Annotated in this window: 20 protein-coding genes; 13 read left to right on the forward strand and 7 right to left on the reverse strand. The window is 65.2% G+C overall.

What is annotated here, in order from left to right; translation table 11 throughout:
- Window positions 1-44: 44 nt before the first annotated feature.
- The 10 genes from SJY41_RS16185 (at window position 45) to SJY41_RS16230 (ending at window position 6,665) form a co-directional block, all read left to right on the forward strand.
- A complete protein-coding gene (locus SJY41_RS16185; protein ID WP_380783239.1) occupies window positions 45-878 on the forward strand; it encodes a pyruvate, water dikinase regulatory protein in 834 nt (277 codons plus the stop codon).
- A complete protein-coding gene (locus tag SJY41_RS16190; RefSeq protein WP_380783240.1) occupies window positions 875-1,465 on the forward strand; it encodes a Maf family protein in 591 nt (196 codons plus the stop codon). The genes SJY41_RS16185 and SJY41_RS16190 overlap by 4 nt, the downstream gene beginning before the upstream one ends.
- A gap of 277 nt (window positions 1,466-1,742) precedes the next feature.
- The gene (locus SJY41_RS16195) at window positions 1,743-2,564 is read left to right on the forward strand and encodes a shikimate dehydrogenase family protein (RefSeq protein ID WP_380783241.1); all 822 of its coding nucleotides are present in this window, start codon (window positions 1,743-1,745) and stop codon (window positions 2,562-2,564) included.
- Window positions 2,561-3,136, forward strand: a complete 576-nt coding sequence (gene coaE / locus SJY41_RS16200; protein ID WP_380783243.1) for a dephospho-CoA kinase — start codon at window positions 2,561-2,563, stop codon at window positions 3,134-3,136. Before SJY41_RS16195 ends, coaE begins: the two co-directional genes overlap by 4 nt.
- Window positions 3,137-3,151: 15 nt before the next feature.
- Complete coding sequence (gene dnaQ / locus SJY41_RS16205; RefSeq protein ID WP_380783244.1) at window positions 3,152-3,844, forward strand: DNA polymerase III subunit epsilon; 693 nt, start codon at window positions 3,152-3,154, stop codon at window positions 3,842-3,844.
- Window positions 3,845-3,892: 48 nt separating this feature from the next.
- Window positions 3,893-4,504, forward strand: coding sequence for a ribosome hibernation-promoting factor, HPF/YfiA family (hpf, locus tag SJY41_RS16210; protein ID WP_380783245.1), 612 nt, complete (start codon window positions 3,893-3,895; stop codon window positions 4,502-4,504).
- Between the two features lie 100 nt (window positions 4,505-4,604).
- Window positions 4,605-5,072 (forward strand): PTS sugar transporter subunit IIA, encoded by a 468-nt coding sequence (locus SJY41_RS16215; RefSeq protein ID WP_380783246.1) that lies wholly within the window; start codon window positions 4,605-4,607, stop codon window positions 5,070-5,072.
- Window positions 5,062-5,529 carry a PaaI family thioesterase gene (locus tag SJY41_RS16220; protein ID WP_380783247.1) on the forward strand — a complete coding sequence of 156 codons (468 nt, stop codon included), beginning with the start codon at window positions 5,062-5,064 and terminating at the stop codon, window positions 5,527-5,529. The genes SJY41_RS16215 and SJY41_RS16220 overlap by 11 nt, the downstream gene beginning before the upstream one ends.
- Entirely contained in the window at window positions 5,526-5,852 is a 327-nt protein-coding gene (locus SJY41_RS16225) for a DUF1491 family protein (protein WP_380783248.1), read from the forward strand. The genes SJY41_RS16220 and SJY41_RS16225 overlap by 4 nt, the downstream gene beginning before the upstream one ends.
- A 189-nt stretch (window positions 5,853-6,041) precedes the next feature.
- Window positions 6,042-6,665 carry a cell wall hydrolase gene (locus tag SJY41_RS16230; protein ID WP_380783249.1) on the forward strand — a complete coding sequence of 208 codons (624 nt, stop codon included), beginning with the start codon at window positions 6,042-6,044 and terminating at the stop codon, window positions 6,663-6,665.
- Window positions 6,666-6,764: 99 nt separating this feature from the next.
- Here the strand turns inward: SJY41_RS16230 and SJY41_RS16235 are convergent, their stop codons facing one another.
- The 4 genes from SJY41_RS16235 to recQ form a co-directional block, all read right to left on the reverse strand.
- Window positions 6,765-8,618, reverse strand: coding sequence for an AsmA family protein (locus SJY41_RS16235; RefSeq protein ID WP_380783250.1), 1,854 nt, complete (start codon window positions 8,616-8,618; stop codon window positions 6,765-6,767).
- 105 nt (window positions 8,619-8,723) lie between these two features.
- Window positions 8,724-9,122: a hypothetical protein gene (locus tag SJY41_RS16240; RefSeq protein WP_380783251.1), complete on the reverse strand. Its 399-nt coding sequence runs from the start codon at window positions 9,120-9,122 to the stop codon at window positions 8,724-8,726.
- Complete coding sequence (locus SJY41_RS16245) at window positions 9,119-9,547, reverse strand: TIGR01244 family sulfur transferase (RefSeq protein ID WP_380783252.1); 429 nt, start codon at window positions 9,545-9,547, stop codon at window positions 9,119-9,121. The genes SJY41_RS16240 and SJY41_RS16245 overlap by 4 nt, the downstream gene beginning before the upstream one ends.
- On the reverse strand, window positions 9,544-11,313 hold the full coding sequence (recQ, locus tag SJY41_RS16250) for a DNA helicase RecQ (RefSeq protein WP_380783253.1): 1,770 nt from the start codon (window positions 11,311-11,313) through the stop codon (window positions 9,544-9,546). The genes SJY41_RS16245 and recQ overlap by 4 nt, the downstream gene beginning before the upstream one ends.
- A 240-nt stretch (window positions 11,314-11,553) precedes the next feature.
- On the opposite strand from recQ, the gene SJY41_RS16255 reads away from it, so the two are divergent.
- Together SJY41_RS16255 and SJY41_RS16260 are read left to right on the forward strand one after the other, a co-directional pair.
- Window positions 11,554-11,856, forward strand: coding sequence for a metalloregulator ArsR/SmtB family transcription factor (locus SJY41_RS16255; RefSeq protein ID WP_380783254.1), 303 nt, complete (start codon window positions 11,554-11,556; stop codon window positions 11,854-11,856).
- On the forward strand, window positions 11,835-12,494 hold the full coding sequence (locus SJY41_RS16260; RefSeq protein WP_380783255.1) for an SdpI family protein: 660 nt from the start codon (window positions 11,835-11,837) through the stop codon (window positions 12,492-12,494). Before SJY41_RS16255 ends, SJY41_RS16260 begins: the two co-directional genes overlap by 22 nt.
- Before the next feature lie 30 nt (window positions 12,495-12,524).
- On the opposite strand, the gene SJY41_RS16265 is transcribed toward SJY41_RS16260, so the two are convergent.
- Complete coding sequence (locus SJY41_RS16265; protein WP_380783256.1) at window positions 12,525-14,354, reverse strand: ABCB family ABC transporter ATP-binding protein/permease; 1,830 nt, start codon at window positions 14,352-14,354, stop codon at window positions 12,525-12,527.
- A gap of 121 nt (window positions 14,355-14,475) precedes the next feature.
- Between SJY41_RS16265 and SJY41_RS16270 the strand changes: the two genes are divergently transcribed.
- Entirely contained in the window at window positions 14,476-14,706 is a 231-nt protein-coding gene (locus SJY41_RS16270; protein ID WP_380783257.1) for a hypothetical protein, read from the forward strand.
- Window positions 14,707-14,816: 110 nt separating this feature from the next.
- Here the strand turns inward: SJY41_RS16270 and SJY41_RS16275 are convergent, their stop codons facing one another.
- A complete protein-coding gene (locus SJY41_RS16275) occupies window positions 14,817-15,767 on the reverse strand; it encodes a phytoene/squalene synthase family protein (RefSeq protein WP_380783258.1) in 951 nt (316 codons plus the stop codon).
- Between the two features lie 166 nt (window positions 15,768-15,933).
- Window positions 15,934-16,515: a TIGR00730 family Rossman fold protein gene (locus tag SJY41_RS16280; protein ID WP_380783259.1), complete on the reverse strand. Its 582-nt coding sequence runs from the start codon at window positions 16,513-16,515 to the stop codon at window positions 15,934-15,936.
- Window positions 16,516-16,531 lie beyond the last annotated feature (16 nt).

Below are 16,531 nucleotides of genomic sequence, written 5' to 3' on the forward strand. Positions count from 1 at the left end.
ACAGATCCACACTCACAGGGCCTCGCGATGGGGATAAACCAGCGATGATGCGGCTGCACCTTCACCTGCTGTCGGACTCGACCGGCGAGACGCTGGAGAACATCGCAAAGGCGGCGCTGGCGCAATATGACGACGTCGAGACGGTCCGCCATTTCTGGCCGATGGTGCGGACCGAGGCGCATCTCGAACGCATCCTGCAGGAGATCGCGCAGAACCCCGGGCTGGTCGTGTTTACGCTGGTGAACCCGGCGACGCGGCGCATTCTGGAGCAAAGATGCCTCGCGCTCGGCCTACCCGCAGTCGCGCCGCTGGACCCTGTGAACGACGCGCTTTCAGGCTTGCTCGGGCAGCAGGCCAAGGCGCGACCGGGCCGCCAGCACGTTCTCGACGCTGCGTATTTTGCGCGCGTCGATGCGATCCAGTGGACGATCGCGCATGACGACGGGATTGCGTGGGAGGAATGGGAGGAGGCCGATATCGTCCTGGCGGGCGTGTCGCGGTCGTCGAAGACGCCGACCTCGATCTATCTCGCCAACCGTGGCTATAAGGCCGCGAACATCCCGATCGTGGTCGAAAGCCCGCCGCCGAAGATCCTGTACGGCCTCAAGAACCCGCTGATCGTCGGGCTGACGACGAGTGCCGACCGGCTGATCCAGGTGCGGCGTAATCGGCTGCTGTCGCTGAACCAGCAGCCCGACACTTCCTATGTCGAGGAGGAAGCGGTGATGCGCGAGTTGGCGTTTGCGCGCCGGATGTTCGCGGATAATGGCTGGCCGGTGATCGACGTCACGCGCCGCTCGATCGAGGAAACCGCGGCGGCGATCATCGCTCTGTGCAATCAGCGTCGGGCAGACGCCTCCCCGAAGGTCGAGGGATGAGCCTCATCCTCGCCTCGCAAAGTGCCTCGCGTCGGGCGATGCTGACGGCCGCCGGCGTACCGTTCGAAGCGACCTTTGCCGGCGTCGACGAGGACGCGGCGAAGGCGGCTTTGCGTGACCTGTCGCCGCGCGACCTTGCCGATGCGCTGGCGGAACTGAAGGCGCGGAAGGTGTCGGCGCGGATGCCGGGGTATCTCGTTCTGGGCAGCGACTCGCTGGTTGCGCTGGAGGATGGCGCCATCCTCGACAAGCCGATCGACCGTGCCGACGCAGCAGCGCATCTGCGGCTGATGTCGGGCAAACGCCACGACTTGTGGAGTGCTGCGGTCATCGCCGAAAATGGCCAGGCGATCTGGCGCCACGTCGAGCGCGCGAAGATGCATGTCCGCCCGCTGTCCGACGCGTTCATCGAGACCTACCTCGATGCGGAGTGGCGCGCGATCTCGGGCTGCGTCGGCTGTTACCGCATCGAGGGACCTGGGGCTCAGTTGTTCGCCAAGATCGAGGGGAGCCAGTTCACCGTGCTGGGCATGCCGTTGTTGAACGTGCTCGACTTCCTGCGCGTGCGGGGCGAATTGCCGGCTTAGACGTTGCCGCCCTTCCGCCGCCCGCCCCACCCGACCCGTCACCCCATCCCCGCAACCGTTACCCATTCCCGCAACCGTCACCCCAGCGAAAGCTGAGGTCTCCAGCGAGGCATATGACGTTCGCCAAACCGGGAGATCCCAGCTTTCGCTGGGATGACGGAATGAGAGGCGGCGGCCGTGCATAGCAATCCACGTGCAGTCGACTAAATCATGTTCACCCGCGAAGGCGGGTGCCCAGACTGGATCCCCGCCTTCGCAGGGACACACGGAGCTTCGAATGACCCTTGCTACCCGACCCTATGCAGAAGTGATCGGCGATCCGATCGCGCAGTCGAAGTCCCCGCTGATCCACGGCTTTTGGCTCGACGCGCTCGGCATCGACGCGAAATACCGTCACAAGCTCGTGACCGCGGACGAACTCCCCGCCTATTTCGCCGAGCGCAAGGCCGACCCATCCTGGCGCGGGTGCAACATTACGATGCCGCACAAGCTTGCAGCACTCGACCACGTCTCCGATCCCGGCAACGTCCGCGGGACGATCGGCGCGATCAACACTGTGTTCCGCAATCAGGCGGGCGACTGCATCGGCACCAACACCGACGCCGCGGGTTTCTGGGCGCCGATCGACGACCTCGACATCGCCGGCCAGCCCGTCACGGTGATCGGCGCCGGCGGGGCCGCCCGCGCGATCCTGTTCGCACTGTCCCGAATGGGTGTCGGCCCGATCACCATTCTAAACCGCAATCCGTTGAAGGGCGCGGCGCTGCTGTCGACGTTCGGCCTGAAGGGCCAGGCGCTTCCGGTCGGTCCCGCCGCGCCGCCCTCGCGACTGCTCGTCAACGCGAGCCTTCTCGGCATGGCTGGCCAGCCACCCCTCGACATCGATCTCGGCGCGCTCGATCCGGACTCGCTGGTTTACGACATCGTCTACTCCCCGCTCGAAACCGGTTTGCTCAAGGCCGCGCGCGCGCGGGACCTCGAAACCGTCGACGGCTTGGAGATGCTGATCGGCCAGGCCGCCGTCGCGTTCGAGATATTGTTCCACGTGGAACCACCGCGCGATCGGGATGAGGAGCTTCGCGCGCTGCTCGCGCAATGATTATCGGCCTCACCGGATCGATCGGCATGGGTAAATCCGCCGTCGCTGCAATGTTCGCCGACGAAGCGGTACCGGTATTCGATGCCGATGCGACCGTGCACCAATTGCAAGGCGTCAGCGGCCGGCTGGTCCCTGACATCGAAGCCGCCTTCCCTGGCACGACGATCAATGGCGCAGTCGACCGTGCCAAACTTGGGGCGGCGGTGTTCGGCAACGACGGTGCGATCAAACGACTCGAGGCGATCGTTCATCCCGCGGTTGGCGCAGAACGTGCCATCTTTCTCGCGAAGCACGCTGGCAAGCGAGTCGTGTTCGACGTCCCCCTGCTGTTCGAGACCGGCGGCGATCGCAACGTCGACGTGATCGTCGTCGTCTCCGCTGCTGCCGACATCCAGCGCGCCCGCGTCCTTGCCCGCCCCGGCATGACCGCGGACAAGTTCGCCGCGATCCTTGCCCGCCAGATTCCGGACGCCGAAAAGCGCGCGCGCGCGGATCATGTCATCCGCACCGATACGAGCTTCGAGGAAACCCGCGCGCAGGTCCGCGAGGTGCTTGCGTCATCGGGAATGTGAGCCGATACCATCGTGATGCGTGAGATCGTCTTCGATACCGAAACCACCGGCCTCAGTTTTTCCGGTGGCGACCGCATGGTCGAGATCGGCTGCGTCGAGATGCTCAACAGGGTCGAGACGGGGCGCACCTTCCACGCCTATTACCATCCCGAGCGAGACATGCCGGTCGAGGCGTTCAACGTCCACGGGCTGAGCCAGGCATTCCTGGCTGACAAGCCCAGGTTTGCCGACGCGGTAGAGGATCTGCTCGAATTCGTCGGCGATGCGCCAATGATTGCGCACAATGCCGGCTTCGACTTCTCGTTCCTCAACGGCGAGCTGACCAAGTGCGGCCGCCAGATCGTCCACATGAAACGGATGGTCGACACGCTGCAAATCGCACGCAGCCGGCACCCCGGCGCCAAGCATTCACTCGATGCACTGTGTTCGCGGTTCGGGATCGATCGCAGCCACCGCGTCCTGCACGGCGCGCTGCTCGATGCGCAGTTGCTCGCGCAGGTCTATGTCGAGTTGATGGGCGGTCGCCAGATCGGTCTTGGCCTGCTGAGCGATACCGCAACCAGTGCCTCGACTCCGATCGTCGCACAGGCGCCTCGGGTCGTTCGCCCGCCGCGTGTTTTCGCGGTGAGCGAGGGAGACCTTGCGGCCCATGCTGCGTTTATGAAGGGGATCAAGGATCCGATTTGGGGGGCCGTGGCGTCCGGATGACGCTGGCGGGCGGAGCCAACAGGACCGTTCGAACCTAAGGAGACGAATATGGATATCCGGATTTCTGGTCATCAGGTTGACACGGGCGAAGCGCTGAACAGCCACGTGGAAGACCGACTCCAGGGTATCGCCGATAAGTATTTCTCGCGCGCGATTTCAGCGGAGGTCACGTTCGGTACGGGGCCACACGACGCCGGATTCAAATGCGATATCGTCGCGCATGTCATGAAGGGCCTCGTGCTCAAGGGGCATTCGGACGCTTATGACGCCCGCGCCGCCTTCGATGGCGCCGCCGCCAAGATCGAGACCCAGCTGCGCCGCTACATGCGTCGCCTCAAGGATCGCCATGCCGGCGAAGCCGTCGCGATCGCCGAGAGCACCGGTTACGACAGCCTCGGGACAAATGCCGGCTACACGCTGTTCCAGGAAAGCATCGAGGAGGACGATGTTGCCGACGCACCGCTGATCATCGCCGAAACGCGCGTCGACATTCCCGAGGCCAGCGTATCCGATGCGGTGATGATGCTCGATCTGCGCAACACCGCCGCGCTGCTGTTCATGAATGCGGGCACCGGCGCGCACAACATGGTCTATCGCCGCGGTGACGGCACGATCGGCTGGGTCGAGCCACAACGCGCAGCGAGCGCCTCACCGCAATAAGGCGCCTGAATAAGGCCGATCGCCCGAAGGCGCGGCTTTACGCCCCCGTGCAACTCGCTAAGGCGGACGTGCGCGGGGGCGTCTCGAGACAATGAACAGCATGACCGATTTCAGCGATATGCTGCGTCCCGACGCAGTCCTAACCGGCGTGGTCGTCGCCAACAAGAAAGCCGTCTTTCAGCATCTCGCCGCGGTCGCGGCAGAGATCGTCGGTGCCGATCCGAAGATCATCGCCGACCGCCTGGGCGCCCGCGAGAAACTTGGCTCGACGGGCTTTGGCGGCGGCGTCGCGATCCCGCATGCCAAGCTCGATGGGCTGGCCCAGGTCACCGGCATTTTCGCGCGGCTGGCGCACCCGGTCGATTTCCAGGCGGTCGACGATCTTCCCGTCGATCTTGTCTTCATGCTGCTTTCCCCCACCGATGCCGGCGCGGTTCACCTCAAGGCGCTCGCCCGCGTCTCACGGCGACTGCGCGACAAGGCGTTTCTCGCGAAACTGCGCGGCGGCGGCTCACCCGACGCGCTCTACGCGCTGTTCACCGCCGACGAGATCCGCGATGCAGCCTGAGCCTGCATCCGCCGGTGCGGAGGCCCATTATCGCGCGCTGGAATCGCTTTACGCACAGGCACCGATCAACCGCTTCTTCGAATCCTCGCTGGAGATCCCCGAAGCGGGCATCGCGCGGATCCACTTCACGATCGACGAGCGCTACTATCACGCCGGCGGCGCGGCGCACGGCACGAGCTATTTCAAGATGCTCGACGATGCCGCCTTCTATGCCGCCAACAGCCTCGTCACCGATCGCTTCCTGCTCACGACGGCGTTCAACCTGCTGCTTACCCGACCACTGAAAGTCGGCCCGGTGATCGCCGAAGGGCGGTGGATCAGTGGCAAGCGGCGTGTGTTCGTAGCCGATGCCCGCCTGATCGACGCGGACGGCGAAGAGGCGGCACGCGGCACCGGCACGTTCATGCGCTCGCGGATCGCGCTTGCCGGCCTGCCCGGCTACCGCATTCCCGCATGAGCGGTCGCCTCCCCAGCGGTATACTCGTCAGTGCGCTTCTCCGCCGCGTCAACGATGCCGGTGGCTTCGGTGCAGTAATGGCAAAAGGTGATGCGCAAGGTGGCGCAATCCTCGTCATCGCGGTCGACAAAGGCGCCCTGCCCCGCCTGCTCGAACGGGGAATCGGACCCGACGGAAAGACTGCGTTGATCGACTCGACCCCCGCCGAAGACCTTGACAGCTATTGGCGCCGACGTTGCGCGCGCGACCCGGATCTTTGGGTGATTGAGGTGGACATCGCAGCGGCGGAACGCTTCGCCGCTGAAACGATCCTCGACGATTGACTCCAATGCCCCCCCAATAGAGGGGAATTGCAACATTTATTGGCGTTGTGCTGGGACGGGTGCGATCCGGATCAGTTACGCAGTCGGGGGGATGCCTGGACGATCGGCTCGTACGATCGCCTCCACGGTCCAACCGCATCTGAATAAGTTTGAATGACGATTCTTCAGCGGGCTGCAACGATCGCAGTCATGACGTTTTCTCTTGCTGGCCTGCTCGGCAACAGCGCACCCGGTCAGGCGACCGGTATCGATCGTTCCACGGTCAGCCTCACTGCTCTCGCCAATCTAAACGCCCTTCCCTCGCAAAATGTTCCGCTGGTCGCTCCTGCCGTGACTCCCGTCGCCGCTGTTGAGCCCGCCGTAGAGCCCATCGCCGAGAACGCCGCCACTGTCGAAGCGGAAGAATTCGATACGCTCGCCCAGGCCGTTGCCGCGCAGGATAGCGCCGCCGCCGACGAAGCGCTCCAGTGCCTTGCCGGCGCGATCTATTTCGAATCCAAGGGTGAGCCGCTGACCGGCCAACTCGCAGTTGCCGAAGTCATCATCAATCGCGCCAAGTCGGGTCGCTTCCCCGCCGACGTCTGCGCCGTCGTCAAGCAGCGCGGCCAGTTCAGCTTCGTCCGCGGTGGCCAGATCCCCAACATCAACGCCGGCACCGCCTACCGTACTGCGATCGCAGTCGCCAAGGTTGCGCTCGCCGACGCCTGGAACAGCCCTGCCGACAAGGCGCTGTACTTCAACACCGCCGATCGCCGCCCTGCAGGCCGCGTGATCAAGGTCGCTTCGATCGGCAACCACGTCTTCTACCGCTGATACGGCCAGATCAGCGCTGACATCGGCCCCGTCCCGCATTTAGCGGGGCGGGGTTTTGTGTATCGGGTCGGGGCCTCGCCCTGCCCCACTGGTCGCAAGCTATCGCAGCACTCGCGCTGCCAGCCCGGCGCAGTCTGCATCGCGCGCCGTCGGCCCCTGCCTGCCGGTGATCGCCTGCCCGATCGCCTTGAAGATGTTCCCCACCGACTTCACTTGCGGAGGGATCGTCACGTGGGGCTGCTGGATCGTCCCGGTCATGGAGGCCGACCCCGGCAGTTGCAGCAGGGCATGCTGTTTCGGCGCGCCCTTGAGCGTAATGGCGAGGGTCTCGCCCGGAAACACGACGCTCCCCTGCCCGCGCAACTGGCTGGCGGTGGTATCGACGATCATCGGATCGACGCGCCCCCGTCCCCGCGTCACGTCCAGATTCAGCACCACGCAGCGCAAGCCCGCGCGTTCGCCATCCTTCGCCAGCAACGCACGCGCCGCGTCGAACCCCAGCGCGGCAGCGATCCCCTGCGGCAACTGCCCGTCGCGCGCCACGAACCCGATGGTCCCGTTGGCATTGCCGACGGCGGCACGGATCGTCTCGCCCGACCCCGTCAGTCTGACTCGGGCGCTCACATTGCCGCTGAAGTCCCCGCGACCGCCTGCCAGCGCCTGAACGCTGCTGCCGCTGAGCCTCAGGTCGATCGTCACGGTCGGAGTCTTGCGACCGGCGCGCTGGTTAACGTTGACCTTCCCGGTGACGATCCCCTGCGGCAACCGTGCGACCAGCCGGTCGAGCGTGAGCAGTTGATGATCGATCGCGATCATCCCCTTGGCGGCCGCGATCGGCGATTTGCCCTTCGCGCTGACGATATGCCGGATATTGAACCCGAACTGCGCGTCGGTCGTGTCGATCTTGCCGATATCGATCCGCGTGTTCGGTACCAGCCGCGGTCCGATCGTCCGTTCCAGCGCCGCCCCCTTGGCTTGCGCCTCGTCCGACGACAGGTCCGCAAAATCGAACTGCCGCGACACGATGTCGCCGTTTACTTTGCTGCGGCCGTCCTGCTTGTCGACCGTCACATGACCAGCGAAGTCCGATCGTCCGACCACGCCCTTCAGCTGGGTGATCGCCCATTTCGGCAGATCGTGGCGAACATGCGCGCTGAACGATACCGGTTGCGTACGGAACAGCCCCGCCTCGATCACCGCGTCGATCAGCTTGAGGTCGGTGGCGCGCGCCGTCACGTCGAGGCTCATCGCATCGGTATCGAGCGGCCGGTCCATCACTCCCTTCGCAGCGATCGACAATGCGGCGCCGTCGATCGACGCGGTGAACGGCCAGGGCTTGCCCTGCGATCGCTCGACCGACGGGCCCGCCACCGCGATCGTGACTGCGGCACCGCGGATCGTTCCGGTCCCGTTCGCCCGGATGCCCGTGATTGGATCGGACGAGAAGCGCGCCGTGATCTGCCGGCCCTGCTTGGCATCGCGGTAGGAGATCACGCTGTCCCGGATGACCAGCCCTTGCAGGTCGTTCGAACTGCCGCCGCCCTCGGCCTTGCCCGGACGATCCCAGTTGGTCCGTCCACTCTTGTCGCGGACCAGCGCCAGGTACAGCCCCGACGCCTTCACGTCGCGCGGTCCGAATCCGCCTTTGAGAAGTGCGAGCCCGGAAAAGGTTGCCTCCGCCTCACGCAATCGCACGAAGTCGCCACTGCCGGCCCAGTCGGGCTGGGGGATACGGACCTGCGTGATCCGGATCGTCGGAGAAAAGCCGAAATGATCGACCCGCTCGATCCCACCGATCGTCACCGGCCGACCGAACCGTGCGGTCAATTGCCGTTCGATGACGCCCTTCAGCGACCCCCATGGAAAGGCGGCAAGGCCGATCAGCCCCAGCGCGACCACGGCCAGGACGACGATGCCGGTGACCCGCACCCAGCGTTTTGCGAACCATCTCATCTGCTGCGGGGACGCGCCGCCGCGACAATCGTTCCGCAAGCGTCAGGACCGCTGTCGCAATAATCGCGCGTTATGCCGTCCGCTCGCCCAAGCGCCCGAGGGTCGCTAGACCCGAACGCCCTTCGGCGCCAACCGCCGGATATCCAGCACATCGACCTGCGAAAGCATGACCGCGCCCAGCGCGCGATCCCCCGTTTCCACCAGGATACCCTTATGCGTAGCGCGGACCCGCTGCCACGAGACTTCGTACACGGCGAGACGCTTGCCGACCCGTTTCACGGCCGCCACGCGACCATTGCTGGCAATGGCCAGCGCACCCTGGCCATCCGCGCCGACCACCGCACCGGCCGCTGTAAATCCGGCTAGTTGCGTCTGCGCCGCGTCCGCTGCCTCCTCCGGCGTCTCGATCTTCACGACGCGGCGCATCCGAACGATCGCCCAGCCGGCTCCCGCGACGATCACCACAACGACGGCTACGATGCCGCCGACGATAGCAGGTGTCATCGCGGCCCTGCGAGCGCGTCCAGCATCGGTCGGATTCCGCGCAGGTCGTACCCGGCATCCTCGGCCTGCGCGAGGAGCAGGTTCGGGTTGCGCCCAGCCTTGGCGGCCGCCAGCGCCCACAGATTGCAACTCCGCGTCCCCGACCGGCAATAGGCGAGCACAGGCCCGTCCGCATCGGTCAGCGCCTGGGTCATCGCGTCGATTTGCGGATGCGAGAACCCCGAATGTGTCACCGGGATCGCAAAATACTTGAGCCCGGCCGCTTCAGCCGCCGCACGGATCGCGTCGCCCGAAGGCTGTCCCGCATCCTCGTCGTCGGGCCGGTTGTTGACGATCGTCTTGAAGCCCGCCACGGCGATCTCCGCGACCTGCTCGACCGCGATCTGCGGCGCGACCGAAATACTTTCGTTGATGTGCCGTATCATGCGGACTCGCGGATAACCTGGAGGAAGGCATCCCCATAGGCGTCGAGTTTCCGCGCGCCAATGCCTGAAATCAGGCTGAGCTCGGCACGCGACGCCGGCCGCTGCCGCGCAATGTCACGCAACACCGAGTCGTGGAAGATCACATACGGTGGAACGCCCGCTTCCTTCGCCAGATCGCGCCGTCGCACGCGCAGAGCCTCGAACAGCGGATCGTCTACGGGGTTCGGCACGGCGCCAACCGCGCCCTTCCGCCGCCGCTCGCGCTTGGGCGGCACGACGATCGACACTGCCGCCTCACCCTTGAGGATAGCCTTCGCCGCCGGTCCGAACTCTAGCCCGCCATGCGGATTGGTGCGCAGCGCATCCTTCAGCATCAGCGCGCGCGACACGGGTTTGAGCAACGCCACCTCGTCGCCATCGACGATTCCGTACACCGACAGGGCCTCGTGGCCGTTCATCAGGCTCCGCTCCGACGAAACGCCGGTCAGAATACCCTCGATATACCCCACCCCGAACATCTGCCCGGTCCGGAACACCGCCGACAGGAATTTCCGCGCGGTCTCGGTCGCATCCACCGCATCGACATTGCCGAGGCAATTGTCGCAATTCCCGCAATCCTCCAGCCGTTCCTCGCCGAAATGCTTGAGCAGGATTCGCCGCCGGCACCCGGCCGTCTCGACCAGCCCACCCATCGCGGTCAGCCGCTGTCGTTCGCCCGCCTGTCGCTCGGGTTCGACCTCGCCGATCCGCTGTCGCGCGCGCGCGAAATCCTCCGCGCCCCAGAACAGGTGCGCGATCGCCGGATCTCCGTCACGGCCCGCGCGCCCGGTTTCCTGATAATACGCCTCGATCGACTTCGGCAGCCCGGCATGTGCCACGAACCGCACGTCGGGCTTGTCGATCCCCATCCCGAACGCGACCGTCGCGCAGATCACCATGTCCTCGCTCGCGACGAAATCCGCCTGGTTCTTCGCGCGTACCTGCGGATCGAGGCCGGCGTGATAGGCCCGTGTCGGCCGCCCGCTCCGCCCCAGCGCCTCCGCTAGCTTCTCGGTCGCCGCGCGCGTCTGCGCGTAGACGATCCCCGGCCCCGGGATCCTCTCCAGGATATCCGCGATCTGCCGGTTGACGTTGTCGCGTCCGGAGATCGCATAGCGGATGTTCGGCCGGTCGAACCCCGACACGATCAATCCCTCCTGCGAGATCCCCAGCTGCTCGAGGATATCCGCCCGCGTATGCGCATCCGCGGTCGCCGTCAGCGCCAGCCGGGGAACCTCCGGAAAACTGTCGAGCAACGGCCGCAACAACCGGTAGTCCGGCCGGAAGTCATGCCCCCACTCGCTGACGCAATGCGCCTCGTCGATCGCAAACAAGCTGAGCTTGGCCTGGCTCAGCAGGTTCCGAAAACTTTCGTTCGAAGCCCGTTCCGGCGCCACGTATAGCAAGTCGAGATCGCCCGCACGAAACCGCGCGATCGTCTCCTCGCGGTTGGTATCGACGGAGGTAAGCGTCGCCGCCTTGATCCCGACCGCCGTCGCTGCGCGCAACTGGTCGTGCATCAGCGCGATCAGCGGCGACACGACCACGCACGTCCCCTCCAGCATCGTCGCCGGCAACTGGTAGCACAGCGACTTGCCCGCACCCGTCGGCATGACGGCCAGCGTCCGCTGCCCTGCCAGCACCCGATCGACGACATCGCGCTGCACGCCGCGGAAATCAGGAAAGCCGAAGATGCGCTGAAGGTCGGGAAGAGGGTCGAGTGCCATTACCGCCTAGGTAGCGATCCACGGGGCGATGTCGAGGAGAGCGGTGTTATCGTGACGAAGCACCGCTACCCTGGCGCAGGCCCGACCTAATTGTGAAGGGTGGCGTAACCGTACACCGTCTTCCATTGGCAACGCTTCCCAATTGAACTCCGGCTTCCGCCGAGGTGGTTCACAAGAGAACCGCAGGCAAATCTAATTAGCCACATTGCTAATTAGCCAGACTACTAATACAAGCCTCACATGGACTCGGTCTTCGACGCCCTCGCGCACCCGACGCGCCGCCGCATCCTCGAATTGCTGAAAAGCGGCGCGATGACCGCGGGCGCGCTGGCGGATGCGTTCGCGGTGTCGAAGCCGACCATGTCGAACCACTTCGCCAAGCTGAAGGCGGCGGGCCTGATCCAGGCTGAAAACCGCGGCACGTCGATCGTCTACACGCTCGACCTGTCGGTGATGGAAGACGTGGTGATGGGCTTCATGGGCCGGCTCCGCGTCGGCGATACGCAAAAGGGGGAGGACAGATGCGCTACCGAAACCTCATGATCGCGTCGGGACTGACCGCGGTCGGGCTCGCAATCGTCGCCGCCATCGCGCTCGGACGATTGCCCGCCGGCACGCAACTGCCGACGCACTGGGGGCCCGATGGCCTGCCCGATCGCTTCGCCGACGCCGACATCGCGCTGTTCATGCCGGTCGCGCTCACGCTGGTCGTTTCTCTGTCGATGGCTGCCTTGCCCTCGCTCGAACCGCTGCAGGACAAGCTCGAACAGTCTGCACCGCTCTACCGCACGGCCTGGATCGGCTTGCTAGGGATCATGATCCTGGTCGAGACGCTCGTCGCGGCACCCGCGTTCGGCATCGTTTTGCCTGCGACGACGATGCTCGCCGGCATGGGCGTGTTCCTTGCCGCGCTCGGCAACGTCCTCCCCAAATCGCGGCCCGGCTTCTTCGTCGGAATCCGCACGCCCTGGGCGATCATCGATCCCGACAACTGGATTGCCACGCACCGCTATGGCGGCCGGATCATGATGGCATCGGGGCTCGCGCTGATCGTCCTGGCAGCACTCCCGATGCAGAGCGAAACGCGCGCCTCGTTCGTGATCGCGCTGCTGCTGACGACCGTCGCGACCCCGATCCTCTACTCCTTCTTCTACTGGCGCCGTACCCGCCGCACCGGCTAGATCGACGATCGCGGTCGTCTGCCCCCGCGCCTATTCCGCCGCCAGCGCCCCATCATCCTCGCCAGCCCGCTCCTGCGCCTGGCGGTTCCACATTTCCGCATACACACCGTCCCGCCGCAGCAAGTCGGCATGCGTGCCCTTCTCTATGATCCGCCCGGCCTCCAGCACGACGATCTGGTCCGCATGCACCACGGTCGACAACCGGTGCGCGATCACGATCGTGGTGCGCCCGCGCTCGATCGCCTCCAGCGTGTCGAGGATCTCCGCCTCGGTCCGGCTGTCCAGCGCGCTCGTCGCCTCGTCCAGGATCAAGATCGGCGGGTTCTTCAGCAGCGTCCGCGCGATCGCCACGCGCTGCTTCTCGCCGCCCGACAGCTTCAACCCACGCTCGCCTACGCGCGTCTCGTACCCCAGGGGCTGGCGCTCGATGAACCCGGCAATCGCCGCGCCCTTCGCCGCCGCCTCGACCTCGGGCATCGCCGCCCCCTCGCGACCGTAAGCGATATTGTACCCGATCGTGTCGTTGAACAGCACAGTATCCTGCGGCACGATGCCGATCGCGGCGCGCAAGGACGCCTGCGCCACCTGCGAAATATCCTGCCTGTCAACGGTGATCCGCCCGCCGGTCAGGTCGTAGAACCGGTACAGCAACCGCGCGAGCGTCGACTTGCCCGCCCCCGACGACCCGACCACCGCCAGCGTCGATCCCGCCGGCACGTCCAGGTTCAGGTCGCTCAGGATCGGTCGTCCGGCGTCATACCCGAACGAAACCCCCTCGAACCGTACATGCCCCGCACTCACCGCCAGCGCCCGCGCGCCCGGCACGTCCACGACGGTAGCGGGCGTATCGATCAGGTCGAACATCGCCGCCATGTCGAGCGCGCCCTGCCGGATCGTGCGATACACCATCCCTAACAGGTCGAGCGGCCGGAACAGCTGAGCCAGCAGCGTCGACACGAACACCACGTCGCCCGCCGACGCCTCGCCCCGGCTCCACCGCCACACGACGAACCCCATGCCACCCGCCAGCATCACGTTGGTGATCAGCGCTTGGCCGAGGTTCAGCCACGCGAGCGAATTCTCGCTCTTCACCGCCGCCTCGGAATAGGCCGTGATCGCGCTGTCGTACCGCCGCGCCTCGCGCTCCTCCGCACCGAAATATTTGACCGTCTCGAAGTTCAACAGTGAATCCACCGCATGCGCGACCGCACCGGTGTCGAGATCGTTCATCCGCGCGCGCAGGGCGTTGCGCCAGTCGGTCACCATCCGCGTGAACGCGATATAGCCGACCACCATCACCACCGTCGCGACGACCAGAGGCCAGCCGAACTTGGTCCAGAACAGCCCCAGCACCAGCGTCAATTCGAACACGGTGGGCGCGATGTTGAACAGCAGGAAATACAGCATCGTATCGATGCTCTTGGTCCCGCGCTCGACCACCTTGGTGACCGCACCCGTTCGCCTGGACAGGTGGAAATCGAGACTCAGCGCATGCAGATGGCGAAACACCTGGGCCGCCAGCCGCCGCGACGCATCCTGCCCGACGCGCTCGAATACCGCATTGCGCAGATTGTCGAACAACGTCGTCCCGAACCGCGACGCGGCATACCCGACCACCAGCAGCACGACGAGCGTGAGCGCAGTGCGGTCGTTCCCCGCCATCCGGTCGACCGCGTATTTCAAGGTGAACGCCGCGCCAAAGACCTGGATCAGCTTCGAGGCGATCACGAGCAGCATCGCGACAACGATCCGCGCCTTCAGCTTGGGCTGCCCGGCCGGCCACAAGAACGGCAGGAAGCGGCGCAGGGTGGGGAGCAGCGGTTGATCCGTGCGGGTGGTTGAATAGCTGTCAGGGGGCATGGGTCGATGCGATGTAGGTGCAGTCAAGCCCCGGCGAAAGCAGTTGGGGGAACAATCCTGCCACTTCGTCGCTTTAATTACCGTGCCCAACGTCGGGCGCCGCGAGCCACTGGAGAATGAAATGGAACCGCTGTTCTACGTCATGGCCATCATGGGCTGCGGTGACGGCAACGTGAACTGCACTGAGGCGCGGGTCATCCCGGCGCGCTATGAGACGATGGCGCAATGTCGTGCGGCTCTGCCCGACCAGCTCGCGCAGAACACCGACGTTCCGTACCCGATGATTGGTGCGAACTGCCGTGCAAGCGGGCAGTTCATCGCCAAGACCGGCAAGGCCAAGTCGCAGGGCTGAACCAACCTTACTGTCATTCCCGCGGAGACGGGAACCCATACCGGCGAACGTTTCGAACGAATCGATACAGCATGAATTATGGATTCCCGAATTTGCGAGGATGACGAAGTTTAAACCCTAGGTCTGGTCCACAACCGTGCATCCCGCACAGTCCTTGGATACAGTTTCCCCCGTTGCCCTGCCTCTCGTGCTGCCGTCACGATAAATCCAAGCTTCTGTAATCCCGATGTGGTCACGCGGTGATCCCAGGCACGCTCTCCCCGCGCTGCAACGGTCCGCCCGATCGCGCCATAAATTCCCGCCGCCGACAACACTGCCCAGGCCGAGCGGAACGACAGCGCTGGCGTTCCCTGACGGGCACTCGCCTCGAACGCGGCGGCACGGTCGGCCATCCGCTTCGTCAACACCGCGAGCCTCGAACGAAACGGTGGCTTCATGTGCTGCCCCGGCGGGAAGTCCATCTCGACGAGCCATTCCTCAGGCAGATAGCACCGCCCGACCCGGTCATCTTCCTCGACGTCGCGCGCGATATTGGCGAGTTGGAACGCCATTCCCAGGTCGCACGCGCGATCGAGCGTATCCTCGTCCTCGGGATCGACGCCCATCGCCACCGCCATCATGCACCCGACGACGCCTGCGACATGATAGCAATATTTGTAGAGATCGTTCTCGGAGCGAGGCCGCCACTCACGCGCATCCAGTGCAAACCCCTCGACCAGATCGCGCGCGAACCGCTTCGGCAGCCGGCTCTCGGCCGCGAAGATCCTGAGCGCATCGAACGCCGGTTCGCCCACCACGTCGCCAGCCAGCGCCTGTTCGGTCATCGTTGACAGCGCCACCAGCCGGGCCGGGGCGTCCTCGACCACGGTCATCCCGTGCCCATGATCCTGCCCATCGGCGATATCGTCGCACCGACGGCACCACGCGTACAACAGCCACGCGCGCTCGCGCGTCGGTCTGTCGAACAACAGGCTGGCCGCAGCAAAACTCTTCGACCCGCGCGAGATCGATTCATGCGCAGTCGCGACGATCGCTTCGCGGGAGGGCAGGGTATAAGTCACGAGATCACCCCGCCAACTACCACCCCGGCGAAGGCCGGGGCCCAATTGGAAAGGTGAGAGTAATTGCGCGCAACGCTAACCAACTTGCGTTCCCCAATTGGGCCTCGGCCTTCGCCGGGGTGGCGGCGAGCGTTTGGGTGGCAGGTGTATAGGCGAGCCCGGAACCTCACAAATCCGACGCGTTCATCCGCACGATCGGCTGAGTCGGCACGTGCTCAGCCATCCGGTCGAGCAGCACGTCCAGCGTATCCGCGACGATCAGAAGATCCCGGTGCTGTGGCCGCAGAAAGCCGACCTCGCCCATCTTCTCCCAGAACGCGATAAGGTGATCGTAATAGCCAGCGGTATTCAGCAGCCCGACCGGATCCGCATGATACCCCAGCTGCGCCCAGCTCAGCGCCTCCCACAGCTCGTCCATCGTTCCCGTCCCGCCCGGGATCGTCACGAACCCGTCGGAAAGATCGGTGAACATCTGCTTCCGCTGGTGCATGCCGGTAACGACATGCAACTCGGTCAGCCCGCGATGTGCAACCTCAGCATCGACCAGCGCTTGCGGGATGACGCCGATAACCTCGCCACCGCCCTCCAGCGCGCCATCGGCAATTGCGCCCATCAACCCAAGCCGGCCCCCGCCATAAACGAGACCTATTCCCCGCTCGGCAAAAGTCCGCCCCAGCGCCCGCGCGCCCTCGATAAAAACAGGATCAGCCGGCGTCGCCGACCCACAATACACAGCAAGACGTTTCATACCGCCTCGCTACGGG

Origin of the sequence: Sphingomonas sp. R86520 (genome assembly GCF_042466285.1) — a bacterium.
Classification (GTDB): Bacteria; Pseudomonadota; Alphaproteobacteria; order Sphingomonadales; family Sphingomonadaceae; genus Sphingomonas.